This is a genomic window from Bacillus sp. FJAT-49711 (assembly GCF_018343715.1).
GTDB lineage: Bacteria > Bacillota > Bacilli > Bacillales > Bacillaceae_C > Lederbergia.
Map to the genome: position 1 here is coordinate 340,873 of NZ_JAGYPL010000003.1, position 18,084 is coordinate 358,956.

Genomic DNA, 18,084 nt, shown 5'->3' on the forward strand with positions numbered 1-18,084 from the left:
TTTTCTAGTCTCTCAGTCATTTTTCAAGCATAGATTAGTCATATGACCAGATTAGGGGTGGTTCGATGATTATTGATGTAGTGAAAAGAGGAGATACATTATGGAGTATTGGAAATCAGTATGGAGGCACTGCCCAGCAAATTGCTGCAGCCAATCAATTACCCAATCCAAATAAGCTGCTGGTAGGTCAATCCCTTGTCATCCCAATCGGCGCAATACAACACGTTGTTCGTAGTGGGGAAACACTTTGGCAAATTGCACAAAAATATGGTGTTCCGATTCAGTCCATCATTCAAATGAATCATTTAACACATGCATCGATGCTTAATGTAGGAATTGAGCTGATCATTCCCGCTAAAACATATGTTGTCCAAGCTGGAGATACGTTGGGTAATTTAGCGCAACGCTTCGGAACGACTGTCCGAGAAATCATGAGAGCAAATCTTCTCGCACAGCCAAATGTTTTAGTAGGAACGCGCTTAATAATACCCTTTCCAAAACCAACGATAGACGTTAATGCTTACATTATCAATATGGGGGAAACTGGGGGAAGAGAGGTTCGTGAAGTAGGAGAACATTTAACGTATATGTCTCCTTTCGGCTATATCATGCAAGCGGACGGAGGGCTTTCATCCATTCAGGACGAACAGGCCATTCAAGAAGCGCGAAAAAAAAATGTCGCGCCAATCATGTGCATCACTAACTTCACCTTCCAAGATCCAGGCACTACACTTGCCCACACTATCCTATCAAATGTTCAGCTTCAAGAACGCCTTCTTACTAATGTAATCAATATTATGAATGCGAAAGGCTATCGTGGCTTAAATATCGATTTTGAAAATGTTCGCCAAACAGACCGTGAATTTTATAATCAATTTTTACAGCGGGCGGTCAATCGATTTCATCCATTAGGATATTTTGTTTCAACAGCATTAGCGCCAAAAACGAGTGGCGAACAAAAGGGTTTGTTGTACGAGGCTCATGATTACGCCGCACATGGAAGAATTGTCGATTTCGTTGTCCTCATGACTTACGAATGGGGATACCGATTTGGCCCGCCACAGGCAATCTCCCCTCTTAATCAAATTAGACGCGTTATTGATTATGCAGTCACCGTTATTCCAAGAGATAAAATTTTTATGGGCTTTCAGTTATATGCAAGAGATTGGCTGCTTCCCCATGAAAAAGGGCAAGAAGCCGAAACATTTGATATGCAAGAAGCCATCCGCCGCGCAGACAAATATAACGCTTCGATTCAATACGATCGAATTACACAATCACCGTTTTATCGTTATACAGATGAACGAGGCAGACAGCACGAGGTATGGTTCGAAGACGCCCGCAGCGCTCAAGCCAAATTTGATTTAGTAAAAGATTACGGCCTGCGTGGAATCAGCTATTGGGTGCTTGGATACCCATTCCCGCAAAATTGGCTATTGCTGGAGAATAACTTTATCATCCGAAAAGTGTAAAGTCCGAGACATTTTGTTTCGGACTTTTATTATTGTTACAATAGTATCAGACTAGAATTTGAAACATCGGAGGTTTGAAAATGAAGCATATTTTTCAACAGGGACAGAATCCTAATGCCCCTACCCTCCTTCTCCTTCACGGAACAGGCGGGACAGAACACGATTTAATCAATATTGGAAAAATGATTTCCCCTAACTCAAATTTACTCGGAGTAAGAGGCAATGTACTTGAAAATGGCATGCCGCGTTTCTTCCGCAGATTGGCAGAAGGAGTCTTTGATGAGGAAGATTTAGTGTTACGTACTGAGGAATTAATAGGATTTTTAGAGGAAAGTGCGAAGGAATATCAATTTGATCGAAATAATGTAGTGGCTATAGGATATTCCAATGGTGCCAATATTGCGGGAAGCTTGTTATTTCATTATCAGGATAGTTTGAAAGCAGCTATTCTTTTTCACCCAATGGTACCTAGGCGCGGCATCGAACTTCCTGACTTAAGCGGTACATCCGTTTTTATAGGTGCGGGTAAAAATGATCCACTTTGTCCACCTGAGGAATCAGAGGACTTGATGGAAATACTGCAAAGTGCTGGAGCACATGTACAAATTCACTGGGAACACTACGGTCACCAACTAACAAGAAGCGAAGTAGGAAAAGCGGCGAAGTGGTTTTTGTCTATATAAGTCCTTTGTTGGACAAAGAGAGCTGTATTTTTGTAATTCTGTCCACCAACGAATCTTTGATGGACAAAAGGATCTGCTTTTTCCTAGTTTTGTCCATCACCAACCCTATGATGGACAAATGCACCTCTTTCTTCGCAATTCTGTCCAACATTCGATCGTTGAGCGAACATTCACCGTATCTAGCATTCTTTCTATCCAAATTTAGGAGGCTAGAACAATCTACATCAGTATTAGTATAAAAAACCCCTCAATCATCCGTTATGTAACGAATGATTGAGGGGTTTTTGTGTCTAATTGTAGGCGTCAGTTCCTTGAGGCCATAAACCAGCGACTATAAAAGTCGAAAAGCGAACTTTATTGTCTCAGAACTTTTCTTATTGGAGTCCTACAGGAAGGCGTTGCGATGTACAAGGATGTACTAGTACGTTTGAAGCGACGGGATGTCGCTGACTGAGCCTGCCTATAGGACTTTGCACCCTTAGCCTTCCAACCAATTAAGACGTCTTCAGCTTTTCTATTTATCTTTCATTATTATTATATTGATAGTCTTCTGGATTCACCGGAACAAATCCTTCCGGTTGATAAAATCGCAGTAAATCTTTCGTGACAATTCGGTCGGATATTTCCAATTTCTCTTTAGTAATTTGATCGGATGATTCACAAGCCTGAACATCCAATTCTTCTCCTGTATCCGTTGAATAACAATTTCCATTTACTTGAGTCACTTCAGATGAAACAAAGTCTCCATTTCGGAAAGGAACCAATTCCTTATATTCGGGAGAGAAAATGTCATTCCCTATTTGTAAATAGTCATTTGTTTTTACTCCTAGTAAATGAAGAACTGTAGGCATTACATCTACTTCACCACTATATTTATGAATAACTTTTCCTTCTTTTCCAGGAATGTGGATAAAGAGTGGAACTTTTTGCAACTGTGCATTTTCAAATGGCGTAATCTCTTCACCCATCACTTGTGCCATTGCATCATTGTGATTTTCAGAAATACCGTAATGATCTCCATACATCACGATTACTGTATTGTCATACAAACCGGATTCTTTAAGATCATTGAAAAATTGCTCTAACGCTTGGTCCATATAGTTGGCGGACTGAAAGTATTGATTCACTACTTTATCGCCAAAATCACCTGCCGGGAAGTACGTATCTCCTTCATCCATTTTGAATGGGAAATGATTCGAGAGCAAGATGAAATTCGAATAAAACGGTTGTGGCAATGATTCTAATAATGGCATGGATTCTTCTAAGAATGGTTTATCCTTCATTCCATAGTTTTTAACATTTTCTGGAGTCATGCTGTAATATGTTGCATCAAAAAATTGATCGATTCCAAAGGCTTTATACATTTCATTCCGGTTCCAGAATGTTTTATAGTTTCCGTGAAAAGTAGCGGATGTGTATCCTCTTGATTTCAAGATGGCCGGAGCGGATTGGTAAGTATTTTGCGCCTTATTGATAAAAACAGATCCTTGTGATAATGGAAATAAAGAATTTCCCATCATGAACTCTGCGTCAGATGTCTTGCCTTGTCCCGTTTGGTGAAAAAAGTTATCAAAATAATAAGCTTCACCAGTACGAGCGAGAGAGTTTAAAAATGGCGTAACTTCCTGTCCATTCAATTTGTAATCGATAATAAATGACTGCAGCGATTCTAGTGAGATATAAATAACATTCATCCCTTTTGCCTTTCCAAAATAGTCAGCATCAGGTTTAGCAAAATTAGCTTTTATATTATTCTCAATCTCTGTTAGATCATCACCGCTCGCAAAAGTTCTTTGAATGGAGGATCTTGTACTAATGATTCCATCATAAATCGAGAAGTTATTGATCCCTAAATATTTTACGAGATAGTTGCGGTCAAACGATCTTGTAAGTAGTTCTGGCCGATCTGCTTCGGCTAATGATAAATTAACCATAAAGATGGCAACAGCCGCCACAAGTGGTACAAGTGCAACTTTCCTATTTGAGCGAGCTTTCAAAGAAAATACTTTAAAAACAAGCAATAGTACGAGAATGATGGTATCAGAAAAATAAAATATATCTAATGGCGACATTAATGATAGTGCACTTTCTGATTGGCCTCCATTCACTTTTAGCTGTGAAATGACCGGCAACGTAATAAAATCATCAAAAAACCGATAGTACACGACATTTGCATATAGCCAAAAGGACATCAAAAATTCAATTCCAACTAATATGGCTCCCCATCGTTTCTTTTTACTTAAAAAAGATAATCCAAGAAAAAACAACGCGGAACTGATTGGATTAATGAATAGCAAAAACTGCTGCAATTCATTATCGATTCCTAAATTAAATTCTATTCTATACGTTATATACGTTTTAATCCAAAAGAGGAAAACGGCTACTAGGAAGAATTGGAAGTTTTTGTCACCAAGACTTACTCCGAATTTTTTAAGTCTTTCCAACTAAAACACTCCTTACTCTTAAATTTCAAAACAACATAAATATTATACTGCCTTTTCAGAAAAAATCCAGAGGAAAAGGTTGGATTTAAAATTATTTTACTAATACATGCTGTTTTCGTGCACTTTTTCACCTGAATGTCAACGGAATGTTAAATATGTAAAACTTTAGCCAAACTTGATACGCGTCAAGGAAGTGTCTTAAAAATGATTTTATAATGAAGACAGAAACAAACAAATAACAATTTAGGAGGCGGTTTACATGACCACTATTAAATTTCAATTGGAGACTCTTTCTTGCCCATCATGCATAAAAAAAATTGAAACAGCTCTAAAAAAACAAAAAGGGGTAAATGAAGCAAAAGTATTATTTCATTCCAGCAAAGTAAAAACCGAATATGATGAAACCCTTGTATCAGCTGAGCAATTAAAAGATACGATTCTAAAGCTTGGTTATCCTGTTTTAAAATAGGGGTGAAGAAGATGACTAGGAATATTAAAACAAATATCGCTGTTGCCGCCGGAACCCTTCTTTTAACAGCACTTGTCTTTCATCTATCTGGATTCGGTCTAATAAAAGAAATACTTCTTATCCTATCAACCATTATAGCCGGAATTCCAATCATAATGAAAGCAATACAATCTTTGTACATGAAATCATTTAGCATTGAACTTCTCGTCTCTATTGCCATTATTGGAGCACTTTTTATCGGAGAATATGTAGAGTCAGCCGTCGTCTCTTTCCTCTTTTTATTCGGAGCCTACCTAGAAGCAAGGACACTAGAAAAAACGAGATCGTCCATTAAAAGCTTAATGGATATGGCTCCCCTTGAAGCCAGCGTGATTAAAAATGGGGAAATGGTCCGTATCAAAGTAGATGAAATCGAAAAAGGCGATCGAGTACTTGTTCAATCCGGTGAAAAAGTGGCAGTAGACGGCAAAGTTGTTGCTGGCACAGCTTTTATCAACGAGGCTATGATTACAGGAGAATCGCAGCCTGCAAACAAAAAACTTCATGATAAAGTATATAGCGGAACAATTATAGATAATGGATATATTGAAGTGATGGCGGAAAAAATTGGCGAAGATACAACTTTTGCAAAAATGATCGAGCTCGTTGAAGAAGCGCAAGAAACGAAGACAAAAACGGAAAAATTTCTAGAAAAATTTGCGAACTTCTACACTCCTGCTATCATCGTTCTTTCCATCATCGTCTTTATATTTACAAGAAACATTGAATTTACGCTAACATTTCTTGTCATTGCATGTCCTGGAGCTTTAGTTATCTCCGCGCCTGTTTCAATTGTTGCGGGAATTGGCAATGGCGCAAAAAATGGCGTTTTAATTAAAGGCGGAGAAATAATGGAAAAGTTAGCGAAAGTGAATGCAATTGTTTTTGATAAAACAGGGACGTTAACACAAGGAAAACCAGTCGTCACAGATATTAAAACTTCTACGATGGATGAAAATAATTTCCTTCAAATAGTCGCTGAGGCGGAAATCGCTTCTGAACACCATCTTGGCCAAACGATTGTGAAGGAAGCTAAAGAACGGAACTTATCACTTTCGAATGAACCTGAGCAAGTCAAAGTCATTAAAGGTCATGGAATAAAGGCATTTATAGATGGCAAACAGCTTGATATTGGTAATCGAAAACTAATGGAACAAAACAGTATAGTGCTTCCTAATGTAATGAATACGTATGCCACAGACCGAGAAAAGCAAGGAAACACGGCCATTTTTGTTGCAATAAATGGTAAAGTGGAAGGAATTATTTCCATAGCGGATCCGATTCGCCACGATGCTGCTCAAACGATAAAAAAATTACGAGCTGCTGGCATGAAAGAAATCTATATGTTAACAGGCGATAACCGCCACACAGCTGAACTCGTTGCTGCTGTCCTAGGTATTGATGAAGTGTATGCCGAAATGTTGCCGGAAGATAAAGTAGCCAAAGTTCAAGAATTGAAAAATCATGGCTTGCAAGTTGCCATGGCTGGAGACGGAATAAACGACGCTCCAGCGATTGCCACCGCCGATATAGGTCTCGCCATGGGGGTTTCAGGTACAGACGTATCGATGGAAACCGCAGATATCGTATTGATGGCTGATAAGTTAGATCAGTTAGTTCATGCTTATTCCCTATCAAAAGCAACAGTACGAAACATGAAGCAGAATACGTTTTTTGCCGTAGGAACTGTGTCGCTCCTTTTAATAGGTGTATTGCTCCAAAAAGTGTTCCTTGCAGCGGGAATGCTAATTCATGAATTAAGCGTCTTAATCGTTATCCTTAACGCTATCCGACTCGTTAGTTATAATAAGAAGAAAAGCGGAAGTACCTTGTTCACCGACGTACAAACTTCAGGGCCTTTGACCGAGATAAAGGAAACACGATCAGCCCATTAGGACGAATCGATGCTGACTTATCGTAAGGAAAAGGATAAGAAGTTTACTAGTCGATAGGTGCTGGAACTGGACAATGAAAAGCAGCAAAGCAAATACGAGAGGACGTGTGGCCATTGAGAGAGTGCGGACATCTTAATCCGAACGCTAATGAGATGCAGCAGCTTTGCATCTCACTAGTGCCGATTTTTAATCATTTGAAACCGGAAGAAATGAAAGAAATCGTCAAAACAACAAGACATGCAGCTTATGGGCGCAACCAAGAAATTTATGGACCAGGAGATCACTCTGATCATCTGTATATTGTTCACAAAGGCCGTGTAAAAATATTTCGGTTATCTGAATCAGGGAAAGAACAGCTGCTTCGAATTTTAGAGCCAGGTGATTTCATGGGCGAGCTAGCTCTCTTCTCCGCATCTACCTTTGATCACTTTGCTGTCACAATGGAAAGAACAGAGATATGTATTATGAGGCGTTCAGAATTACAATCCTTTTTAATGAAGTACCCCGCTATATCTTTAAAAATTCTTGAAGAATTTAGTCGCAGACTAGAACGCACCGAAATTCTAGTAAGTAATTTAACATCGGAAGATACAGAAAAAAGAATTGCTATGTATTTATTGGAACTACTTAGTAAGACAGAAAAGCAAACAATCACACTCCCCATGTCAAAAAAAGATATTGCCTCCTATCTTGGAACAACTCCAGAAACGGTAAGCCGAAAATTAGCGGAGTTTCAACAACGCGGTTGGCTCATACAGACTGCCCCTAAGAAAATTCAAATTATTGATAAGCTAGCATTAATGGACTTATAGGAAAACCGCCAGGCGGTTTTCTTTGTTTTTAAATACAGGCTTTACATATATTCACCATTAATCGAGAATGCTAATGAATATCACGTTTTTCGAAAAGGTGGCCCCCAATGCTTATTAAATCAAAAAACTTGGATGTCTCCTCCACTTTTCCTTGGATTATTGAAAAATTAAAACCAACATTTGATTTTACACACAAGCCACTACATATCGACGATAAACAAATCGAACTTTTATACATTAAAACTGTCGTAGATGGAGATAGACTTCATAGTACCGTTATTAAGCCTTTTTTTGAAATGCCTTCCTTAAACAATATAGAGTCCTACTTTACGTCCCTGCCTAACCAACAGGAAATTAGTTCAAAGGATCAATTATTGGTGGAATTAACAAAGGGGAGTGTCTTGATCGGAATAAAAGAAACAATTCTCTTATTTGATTTTAAAAAAGTTTATATTGATGTTCCGCTCCCGACGAATGTAGAGCCAACTATTCAAGGGCCACAATATGCTCTTAGTGAAGATTTAATTACGAATATTAATATGATTCGCCAACGTTATCATCAGCCATCTTTAAGGGTTGAAATGTATTCCGTTGGAAAAAAAGTCAATCAATCGGTTGCGATTCTCTACGATGAAGACACCGTAAAAAAAGAAGCTTTGAAACAAATTAGGTCAAAATTGAAAGAAATCGATAAAGATTTGATTCTAGCGAGTGCCGATTTAACACGATGCTTAAATAATAAAAAGCGTGCCTTATTGCCGACCACTATTTTGACTGAACGAACTGATCGTATCAGCTACAATATTTCAGGTGGGAAAGTCATTATTATGATGGACGGCGATTCAAACGCCATTCTTGCTCCAGCTGTATTTTTTGACTTCATGACCTCGATGGAAGATGAATATCATCCATATTGGGTGGCAAAATTCACCTCATGTCTTCGATATATCGGATTTTTCAGTTGTATTGCTTTACCCGGATTATATGTCGGTATAACTTCTTACAATCCTGATATTTTTCGTGCCTCACTCGCTTTATCTTTAGCAGGAAGTCGAGTAGGGGTCCCATATCCTTCTTACATAGAAGTTTTGTTAATGCTTATTGTGATGGAATTTTTAATAGAGGCTAGTATTAGACTTCCAAAAGCAGTTAGTGCAACGGCAACTACAGTAGGAGGGCTGATTCTGGGAACAGCTGTTACCGAAGCAGCGTTGGCATCCAATATATTGATTATTATTACTTCGGCTGTGGCAATTTCAATGTTCGTCATTCCTATTAACGAAATGAGTTTTGCCATTAGAGTCAGTCGTTATGTCATTTTACTATTTACAATAATAGCGGGTATGACAGGACTAGCGCTCTCTTTGATTGGATTAATTATGTGGATGGCAAATAAATCGAGTTATGGTGAAGCCTATTTTAAACTCTTTATACAAGGAAAAAAAGAAGAGACTTAGGTTAGGATATGGCGATTTTTCCACTGTTGAAAGATAAAAGTTTTATTATTTCCTGAAGTAGGGAGTAAAACATGAACCGTTATGTATACTATTTAATATATATTAATATGTTTGCCAGTATGGTTGTTTCAGTGCCAAAAATACTTTTACAAGAAAGAAAAGACGGCGCTATCATTGGAATGATGCTTGGGATTATTGCAGGTATGCTTGTGATTTATGCCTACCTTTGGTTTTTTAATAAATTTCCTGGAAAAGACTATCCCGAATTGCTCAAAAAATATTTTCCTAAGTGGCTGCAAATTCCTTTTCTACTGTTCCTTTCTTTAGTTTGGTTTACAGCTGGTCTCAATACTTTAATTAGCTACACCTATATGTTAAAGAGGTTTTTAACACCTGAGATGTCTGTTGTTTGGATAACATCAACTTTTTTAATTTTTATTTCGTTTGGCATATTAATGCATACGAAGAGCATCCTGTACACTATTGAAACAATTCTTATCATATCATCACCTATTACTATTTTTTTATCTACAAAAGCTTTAATGAGCCCAGAATTTGAGTGGGACTTTGTCCGTGAAGCTGTTATGTATGGGTACCGTTTTCCTTCATATAGTGCCTTTACTGCATCTTTATATATTTTTCTTGGAATTACAAATCTCCTGATTTTCAATCGCGCTTGGTCAACGAAAGCAGTTCAAGTTTCGGGAAAGCATGTATTTTTGATGGGTTTGGCAGGGATCATGATTTTATTTACCATCTATGCAGTACCGTTCGGAATGAATGGCTTTAGTAGTGTTGATCACCTTGTGTACCCAGCCATCACGACAAGCGATACTCTGCGAATGAAATTTGGGGTAATGGAGCGAGTCCTATATTTATTTTTATTATTCTTTTTATCCATTACTTTTCTAAACTTATTGCTTCATTGGCATGTATCCATTGAAATCCTTAAAAGTTTGTTTTGGATTAAGAAATTCAAATGGAAAGAAAATAACTTAACACCTTATGTTTTCATAATCATTTTTTGGTTGATTTCCTTAAAAACCACTACTACCTTAAGTGAATATCAATTGTTTAAATATACCGATTACTTTTTTTATTGTTTACCTTTTATAACGATAATCATAATCGTTTCTTTTTGGTTCGTTAAAAGGAGGGCAAAAGTATGAATTCCTTAATACGAAAAGTGCTGCTCCTTTTCATTTGCTTCTCCCTTGTTCTTCTATCCTCCTGTGGATTTAAAGATATCGATAAAAGAAGTTTCGTAATTGCCATTGGAATTGATTTGACGGAAAACAAGGAAAAACCTTATAAAATAACGTTGAAAATGGCGATTGCTTCGGGGGCATTAAAAGGAGGACAAGGTGGCGAAAAATACACTTATGTAACAAAAGAAAGTGAAACTCTCGCTAGAGCTTTCCGCATCATGAAGACACATGTAGACAAAGAAATGGATTTTGGTCATTCCAGCATCATTATTCTTGGAAGAAGCGTCATAGATAAGGATTTAGCAGATGTAATGGATCTTCTGATTAGAAGAAGGGATATTCAAATGATTTCGTGGGTTGGAGTAGGAGAACCATCAGCAGAAAACGTAGTAAAAACTGAACCTGCTTCTGAAATGGCAGGATCCCTCGCGCTTTCCAACTTTTTCTCCGATAACGGAGTAGAAAGTGCCTACATAGTTTCAACTTTTCTCTTCGATTTAAGAAGAAGAATGTTTGAGGGAGGTATAGATCCTATTTTGCCAATTGTCCGTTCGGATAAAAAAAAGACGAAATTAATGGTGAATGAGTCGGTCATCGCACCGAAAAGTAATAACAATATCACCCTATCCTCTAATGAAACGAAACTTTACAACTTATTAGCGAATAAAGCAAATAAAATAGATGTCCATGTTAAAAAAAATAAAAAGTCTTTTACAGTAGCACTTGATAAATCAAAGGTAAAATACAAAATTATCACTTCTCCAAATTCACAGCCAGTCATCAAAATGAACATTAAGACGGTTGGTATTATAGAGGAATCTAATGAGAGTTTGTCCCCTTCTTTATTAAAAAAATACAGTAAACTTGTAAATCAAAAAATGAAAAAAGATGTCTTACAATTACTATCCAGGTTACAAAATGAAAAGGTCGATCCATTGGGTTTCGGATTAAGATACAAAGCGACAAGACTTCATACAAAAGATACGTATAAGGAATGGAAAAACATTTATCCTAACGTAAGATTTGAAGTTATGGTTGAAGTTTCAATCAAAAGTACAGGTACAATTGAATAGATTGCTCAATTATTACAAAAAGGTTACAAGAAAAGCGAAAACTTTTACCTATTTATAACTTTTAATCTCCTTCTAAACTTTATCATAAGGTAGACAGAAAAATGATTCAAAGGGGTTTAGGGGAAATGTTAGAATCTGTATTTAATCGCTTATATCATTCTTATTATCACGATTTACATAAGTTTTTATTTTATATGATCCGCAACCGGGAACTAGCAGAGGATCTAGTCCAGGAAGTGTATGTGAAGGTTTATAAAAATTTCGAGAAATTCGAAGGGAAAAGTAAAGAAAAAACATGGCTTTATGCAATAGCCCGCAACGTTGCCATTGATTATATCCGCAAACAAAAAGGCATAAAAGAAGTACAATTAAGTGAATACGATGCTTTTCAACTTAAAGATACGAATCCGATTCCTGAAGAAGTCGTTTTACGCAAAGATGAAGTTCAACAAATCTATTCAATTAAAATGAAGCCTGATCAAAAGGTCATTCTTGATCTCAGATTTTTACTGGACTTGTCCATCTCAGAAACAGCTACCACTTTAGGCTGGTCAGAAAGTAAAGTGAAAACCTTACAGCACCGAGCGATTCAGCATTTAAAAGATAAATATCGAAAAAAGGCGGGATAAGAAACTAAAAGCGCAATCCGTGTTTAGTTCCGTACAATCTTGAGGATCGCTGGCAAAGATAAAGAACTTTTTATAAGAAATCAGGAAGCGAAAATAGCTTCCTTTTTTTTGTAAACTATTTATCTTTTTCAATTCAACATCAAATATAATAAATCTAAAGAGATTAAGTATTAGGGGGGCTTACGATTGAAGGAAGGGAAAATTCTTGTCGTTGAAGATGAATTGTCTATTCGTAAATTAATTGCTTTTAATTTGCAACGCTCTAATTTTGAAGTAATTGAAGCTGGTGACGGCAAATTGGCACTACAATTGGCAAAGGAACATCAACCATCACTTATTTTATTGGACTTAAATCTTCCAGATGCAGATGGTTTCGAGCTTTGTTCGCAATTAACTGAAAGCCAACCTGGAACCCCGATCATCATCGTATCAGCTAGAGGGCAAGATATGGAAAAAATCATGGGATTAGAGCTTGGGGCCGATGATTATATAGTAAAACCATTTAATCCGCTTGAGCTTGTCGCGAGGATTCGTTCTGTTTTAAGAAGAACTGCGAAGTCTTCGAAAGTAGAAAACCAAAGCCTAGTCAAAACAGGTCCTTTCCTCATTGAACTTAAAACGCAAAGAGTATATAAGGCGGGAAAGTTAATGAAATTAACAACACGCGAATTCCAGATGATGAAATTTTTCACAGACAAACTGAACGAACCTATTACACGTGATGAACTGTTGGATGAAATATGGGGCTTAAACTATTTCGGTGATCCGAAAACAGTAGATGTACATATTCGCAGATTAAGAGAAAAAATCGAAGACGACCCTTCCAATCCTTCATTTCTAAAAACGGTATGGGGCTATGGTTATTCCTTTTTTGATGAGGACGCACAATGAAAAAAGGTATTAAAAGAAGGCTCGTTTGGAGCTATCTAATTTTGATTATTTTTACTGTTGTTCTTTTTGAAACCATTATTTTGTCTGCCTTAATGGTGTACTACAAAGGTGGAGTCCAGCAGACACTGCGTGATCAGGGGGCTATGTTCTCCTCTTTTTATGAACAGGAGCTATTGGAAGGAAGATATGAGGAAGAAGCCGAACAGTTATTATCCCAATATAACTTTTTAGTGAATGTCCATGTCCAACTGATCGATCAAGAAGGCAATATTTTAGCTGAAACACATAAAAGCCACATTAAAAACATTAGCGATAAAGAAGATGTTCGTGTTGGACTAACTGGTACATCCGGAAACTGGACTGGACAAGCCAATGGCGAAAAGATCATGTCTGTAACATACCCGTTAATGGCGGGAGACAGCAATAAAGGGGCAATTCGACTTACAACCTCCCTTGCCCCATTGAATTCTATCTTTACCCAGAATGCACTCATTCTTCTTGCAATCGGCGGCATCGTTATTGTCTTGGCAGCTATCATCAGTTTTTTCTTGGCTGGGACTATTACAAAACCAGTAAACCATATTATTACTGCAGCCGAACAAATGGCAGCTGGAAAATTTTCTACTCGGGTTGTAAAAAAACAAGACGACGAATTAGGACGGCTAGCTGATACATTGAACTATATGGCAGAGCAAGTTGAAAAACACGAACAGCTTAAAAATGAATTTATCGCTTCTGTTAGTCATGATCTAAGAACCCCATTAACTTCCGTCAAAGGGTGGGCCATCACATTACAGTCGATGGCTAATGACGATTTTTTTAAAGAAGGTTTGGAAATCATTACAAATGAGAGTGACCGATTAACAAGCCTTGTAAGTGATCTGCTTGATCTTTCCAGTTTATCAAGCGGAAAGCTTTCTTTTATTTTTGAAGAAATTGACCTCAACTATACTGTTAAAAAAGTCGTTTCACAATTACAGCCAAGAGCAGAGAGACAAGGGGTTCAACTTGTAACAAATATTCATCCAAACATGAAAGAGATTAAAGCAGATAAAAATAGACTTATCCAAGTTTTGATTAATTTAATGGATAATGCACTTAAGTTCACCCCTAAAGACGGAACAATATCAATATCCGTCAATGAGGGAAGTGGGAAATCCGTTGTTGTTAACATTGAAGATACAGGGATTGGAATTCCAACTGACAAATTGGAAAGCATTAAAGAAAAGTTTGTAAAAGGAAAAACACAAGATTCAGGAACCGGTCTTGGTCTTGCTATTTGTGAGGAAATCATTAAAGGCCACCATGGGACATTGCATATTGATAGCCGTGAGGGGGAAGGAACAACTGTAAAAGTTGTTTTGCCTGTAACCTTTGTGTAACCTTTTTTCACATTTCATTAACTTCTATTACCCTTTATAAACGTATAGTTAATTAAAGGCTGGTTGCAAATGCTTGTTGTAAGAGCCCGCCTTCTACAACTATTAAAAATCTTACCTATTCATTTTGAGATTAAAATCCATTTTTCAACATTAAAATTCATATTTAGCAGTAATAAAGTTTGAGAAATAGACTAGTTAAAAGAACATTGGAGGATTTTCAATGAGAAGTTTTCTATTCGTGCTATCGGCCTGCCTCCTTCTTAGCGGATGTAATATGCTCCCTGAACCGGGAAGCTTGATACAAGCCCCTAAGCTTGCATCTGCCATTTCAATTGAAAATGAAAGCATACAAGCGATAGCAAAAAAATATTTGCCAAAAGGGACAACACTCATAACAGCAAATTCTCCTATTAGTACTGATTCCGTATTATACGCTGATTTAGATGGAGACGGACAAGAAGAAGCAATAGTCTTTTACCAGTCGAAAAATAGAGCTGAAAATGTCGGGATGTTCATCTTAGAAAAGCAAAAGGATAAATGGGAAAAGATGTTTGCAAAAAAAGGGTTAGGATATGATGTCAATTGGGCAAGTGCATCGGACTTTGACGGTGATGGAAAACAAGATTTATTGGTCGGATGGAAAATTGGAAGTGCCGCCGGTAATGTTCTTGAGGTTTTCACATGGAACGAAGATGGTTTTAAACAGTTGACTAAAGTAAATTACCACACCTTTGAGTCTATCGAAATTCAAGGTGATCAAAAAACAAGGCTTGCCGTGTGGAAAAAAGATGTAAATGATATTTATGACATCCAATTATTAAAATGGGAAAATGGAGCATTAATCGCTGATGAGGAGCATTATCCTACCTATTTTCCAAAGGTAGTCGATTATTATAAAAGCAGAATCGAAAGGGTGCCAGATGCATCGTACTATTGGTATTATCTAGCTGACGCACAGTTAAAATCCAATCATCCTGAACAGGCACTTAATTCCATTGAAAAAGGCATGATGCTTAAAACAATTGTACCAAGCTTTAACCAATTCACCGACTTAAAAAAGAAAATTGAAAAAAGCTTAAAGGAGTATGGCAATTCCAATTTTCAATATGAGATACGCGACGCTGATGTTACTTTAGAGATACCTAAAGAGGTTGCCTCTCATATCACCATTGAGGAAGGCAATGCTTCCATGGATGGATATGCTGTCTCTGTTTACATTTCATCAGAAAAGAAAAAAGATCTCTTATTTGCGATTTACATTCATTCAAAAAATATGAACATACCTGAACCAGACCGTAGTCTTGAAAAAATTGCAGAAAATGAACAGTACATTTATTTTGCGAAAAAAAATAAAGAAAAAATTAATCTAACGGGGCTAGATCCAGAAGTAAAGGATATTTACGAACAAAGTATTGCACAAGTCGATAAAATGATTGCGAACGTCAGGCCAGGTCTTGTTTACCCATCGTATGTGAGTTTAGAAGAATCAGGAGTAATAAAAATGGTTACTGAAGCTGCAAACAAGTATTGGTACGTTACGAGTGGCGGAAAAATTTCAGGTGCGATCGATTCATTTACGAACGAAGGTCTAGATTATCGCTATATGGGTTCAGACTTAGATACAAGAGAAAAACTAAATGCTTTTCTCGGTGAATCATACACTTCCAGCGTAATACAATCCTATATAAACCGTGCAAACATTATCAATCATAACGGAAAACTAGCTCAACCGAATGCAGATGGAGGCTCAATCGTTAATCATGAAAAAGCAATTGTCATCGGAATGCGAGATAATGGCAATGAAAAAGAAATTGATTTAAAAGCTCCGCTCGGAACAAGCTATTACTATGAATATGTACACGTAGTTTTCTCAAAAACGAAAGATGGATGGAGAATTTCTTCGGATATAGGGACGTTTTAGACAAAAGCGGAAGGCACTGGACTAGATGAAAACTCATTTCTTAGAAAGTTATCCGCAAAGTTTCCAATTTTCATTTCCTTAACAACGAAAACCGGCGAATCTATGAATATGATTTGCCGGTTTTTTCCTATACTCAAATTGAAAAAAAAATCAAAACTACACTAAATTATAGTCAGTGCTCTGTCTTTTTCTTTATCATTTATATCACTCTTATTCGTTCTTCTCTTCCATTTCCTTGATTTTCTTTGAGCCTTCCTCTTCATATTCATTATACTGTTTAGAACCGCTTTCTTCACTTTCATAGTAAGCACGGGATCCATTTTCTTCAGCGTATTTGTATTTTGTACTTCCATATTCGCTAACCATGGAATAGACTTCTGAAATTGGGTGGCCGGGTTCACTAAACCTCCTCTTTAAATAATTCTGGGCTTTCTCCATTCTTTGTTTTTCGCGAATGGCTTTTTGTACCATACTCTGTTTCGTCTTAATAGCCAGCTGTACCTTTTCCTGCTTTACATGAATCGTTGCTACCTTCCCTTCATTTTTCCATTTAAATCCATTCCAATTTAATTTCTTCATACTGAGATTTCAAATATTCCTTCAAGTCACGTTCTGAGGAAACATAAGTGAACTCTCCATTGCCTGCGCTTGCAACTTCCTTTAGCAATTTCTGCCCTTCATTATCCACATCAAAGCCAATAATATTTACAACAGTTTCAATATTATTAGTTGTCAAATCTTTAGCTGCCTTGACAGGATCACCGCCGCAAGTTTCAATACCGTCGCTAACAACATACACAACGACATCATCGGCATCTTTAGGTAAATCATCCTTCACCTTTTCAAGAACAAGGCCAATTGGAGTCCAGCCAGCAGGCTGTACTGTTTGTAAAGATTTTTGAAATTTACTTTTATCAAATGCTCCATTATAAATATTTTCCGTGCTGCTGCATGATAATTTCTTATCCGCATCACTTCCTGTTCCTTTATGCCCATATACTCGCATAGAAATTGTTGCTTCTTCAGGAATCTGCTCAGCAAACTCTAAGACAGCCTCTCTTGCGGCTTCCATCCGAGTCTTCTTTCCAGACATTGCTTTCATGCTTCCACTCGCATCTATTAAAATAGCAAAATGTGCCTTTTTTAAAGCAGGGGTAGCAATCGATTCATCTGGTCGGTCAATATTCACTTCTACATTGGAATCAAAGTGAAGGAGTGTTTCTAATTCTTCGTGATAATCTTCCGTAAATAAGAATTTGAGTTCCTCCACATATTGTTCCGGGGTTAAATTGTCGGGAAACTGATCTAGTGCTTCATTTACCTTATTATCGTCATATTGATCACCGTTAAATATTCCTGGGTGTCGAAGCAATTCTTTTTCTAACTCTGTCAGGTCGCGTCCGGGATCTTTAATATCGAAATAATTAACTTCTTTTGCGATGTATTCATCAACAGGCCCGGGAGCTGTTTCTACCTCTGCAACCTCCTTAACATTTTCTATCTGCTTCTCGGTCTTTACCGACTTTATCTCTTCCTTATCACCTGAATTGCATCCAACGAGAAGAACAGATGCACAAAACAAGCCGATCCAAATTTTTCTCATCAAACTATTTCAACCCATTTCATTTATATTCTTTCTTAAATGATATAGGAATGCTTAAGATAACATCAATATAAAGCGGTTAGTTTAGTTCTTTTCGCACATGAAA

At 37.2% G+C, this 18,084-nt stretch carries 15 protein-coding genes; 12 read left to right on the forward strand and 3 right to left on the reverse strand.

All coding sequences use genetic code 11. From position 1 onward, the window contains the following. The first annotated feature begins 65 nt into the window (after positions 1 to 65). A complete protein-coding gene (locus KHA96_RS15680; protein ID WP_213130254.1) occupies positions 66 to 1,472 on the forward strand; it encodes a glycoside hydrolase family 18 protein in 1,407 nt (468 codons plus the stop codon). A gap of 80 nt (positions 1,473 to 1,552) precedes the next feature. Further along, positions 1,553 to 2,155: an alpha/beta hydrolase gene (locus KHA96_RS15685; RefSeq protein ID WP_213130255.1), complete on the forward strand. Its 603-nt coding sequence runs from the start codon at positions 1,553 to 1,555 to the stop codon at positions 2,153 to 2,155. A 518-nt stretch (positions 2,156 to 2,673) separates the two neighbouring features. Here the strand turns inward: KHA96_RS15685 and ltaS are convergent. Then, positions 2,674 to 4,599, reverse strand: a complete 1,926-nt coding sequence (gene ltaS / locus KHA96_RS15690; protein WP_213130256.1) for a lipoteichoic acid synthase — start codon at positions 4,597 to 4,599, stop codon at positions 2,674 to 2,676. A 259-nt stretch (positions 4,600 to 4,858) separates the two neighbouring features. On the opposite strand from ltaS, the gene KHA96_RS15695 reads away from it, so the two are divergent. The 10 genes from KHA96_RS15695 to KHA96_RS15740 all read left to right on the forward strand — a co-directional run bounded on the left by KHA96_RS15695 (position 4,859) and on the right by KHA96_RS15740 (position 16,375). Continuing rightward, entirely contained in the window at positions 4,859 to 5,068 is a 210-nt protein-coding gene (locus KHA96_RS15695; protein WP_213130257.1) for a heavy-metal-associated domain-containing protein, read from the forward strand. Between the two features lie 11 nt (positions 5,069 to 5,079). Then, the gene (locus tag KHA96_RS15700) at positions 5,080 to 7,002 is read left to right on the forward strand and encodes a heavy metal translocating P-type ATPase (RefSeq protein ID WP_213130258.1); all 1,923 of its coding nucleotides are present in this window, start codon (positions 5,080 to 5,082) and stop codon (positions 7,000 to 7,002) included. Between the two features lie 113 nt (positions 7,003 to 7,115). Then, a complete protein-coding gene (locus KHA96_RS15705) occupies positions 7,116 to 7,814 on the forward strand; it encodes a Crp/Fnr family transcriptional regulator (protein ID WP_249315646.1) in 699 nt (232 codons plus the stop codon). 107 nt (positions 7,815 to 7,921) lie between these two features. Continuing rightward, on the forward strand, positions 7,922 to 9,271 hold the full coding sequence (locus tag KHA96_RS15710; RefSeq protein ID WP_213130259.1) for a spore germination protein: 1,350 nt from the start codon (positions 7,922 to 7,924) through the stop codon (positions 9,269 to 9,271). Positions 9,272 to 9,342: 71 nt separating this feature from the next. Continuing rightward, positions 9,343 to 10,440: a GerAB/ArcD/ProY family transporter gene (locus KHA96_RS15715; protein WP_213130260.1), complete on the forward strand. Its 1,098-nt coding sequence runs from the start codon at positions 9,343 to 9,345 to the stop codon at positions 10,438 to 10,440. Continuing rightward, positions 10,437 to 11,552, forward strand: coding sequence for a Ger(x)C family spore germination protein (locus tag KHA96_RS15720; protein WP_213130261.1), 1,116 nt, complete (start codon positions 10,437 to 10,439; stop codon positions 11,550 to 11,552). The genes KHA96_RS15715 and KHA96_RS15720 overlap by 4 nt, the downstream gene beginning before the upstream one ends. A 125-nt stretch (positions 11,553 to 11,677) precedes the next feature. Then, on the forward strand, positions 11,678 to 12,181 hold the full coding sequence (locus tag KHA96_RS15725) for a sigma-70 family RNA polymerase sigma factor (protein WP_213130262.1): 504 nt from the start codon (positions 11,678 to 11,680) through the stop codon (positions 12,179 to 12,181). A gap of 186 nt (positions 12,182 to 12,367) precedes the next feature. After that, positions 12,368 to 13,072, forward strand: coding sequence for a response regulator transcription factor (locus tag KHA96_RS15730; protein WP_213130263.1), 705 nt, complete (start codon positions 12,368 to 12,370; stop codon positions 13,070 to 13,072). Then, positions 13,069 to 14,454: a sensor histidine kinase gene (locus KHA96_RS15735; protein WP_213130264.1), complete on the forward strand. Its 1,386-nt coding sequence runs from the start codon at positions 13,069 to 13,071 to the stop codon at positions 14,452 to 14,454. The genes KHA96_RS15730 and KHA96_RS15735 overlap by 4 nt, the downstream gene beginning before the upstream one ends. 220 nt (positions 14,455 to 14,674) lie before the next feature. Further along, positions 14,675 to 16,375, forward strand: a complete 1,701-nt coding sequence (locus KHA96_RS15740) for a DL-endopeptidase inhibitor IseA family protein (protein ID WP_213130265.1) — start codon at positions 14,675 to 14,677, stop codon at positions 16,373 to 16,375. A gap of 210 nt (positions 16,376 to 16,585) precedes the next feature. On the opposite strand, the gene KHA96_RS23100 is transcribed toward KHA96_RS15740, so the two are convergent. Together KHA96_RS23100 and KHA96_RS15745 are read right to left on the reverse strand one after the other, a co-directional pair. Further along, entirely contained in the window at positions 16,586 to 16,954 is a 369-nt protein-coding gene (locus KHA96_RS23100; protein WP_249315647.1) for a hypothetical protein, read from the reverse strand. Continuing rightward, positions 16,926 to 17,978: a VWA domain-containing protein gene (locus KHA96_RS15745; protein WP_249315648.1), complete on the reverse strand. Its 1,053-nt coding sequence runs from the start codon at positions 17,976 to 17,978 to the stop codon at positions 16,926 to 16,928. Before KHA96_RS15745 ends, KHA96_RS23100 begins: the two co-directional genes overlap by 29 nt. Positions 17,979 to 18,084 lie beyond the last annotated feature (106 nt).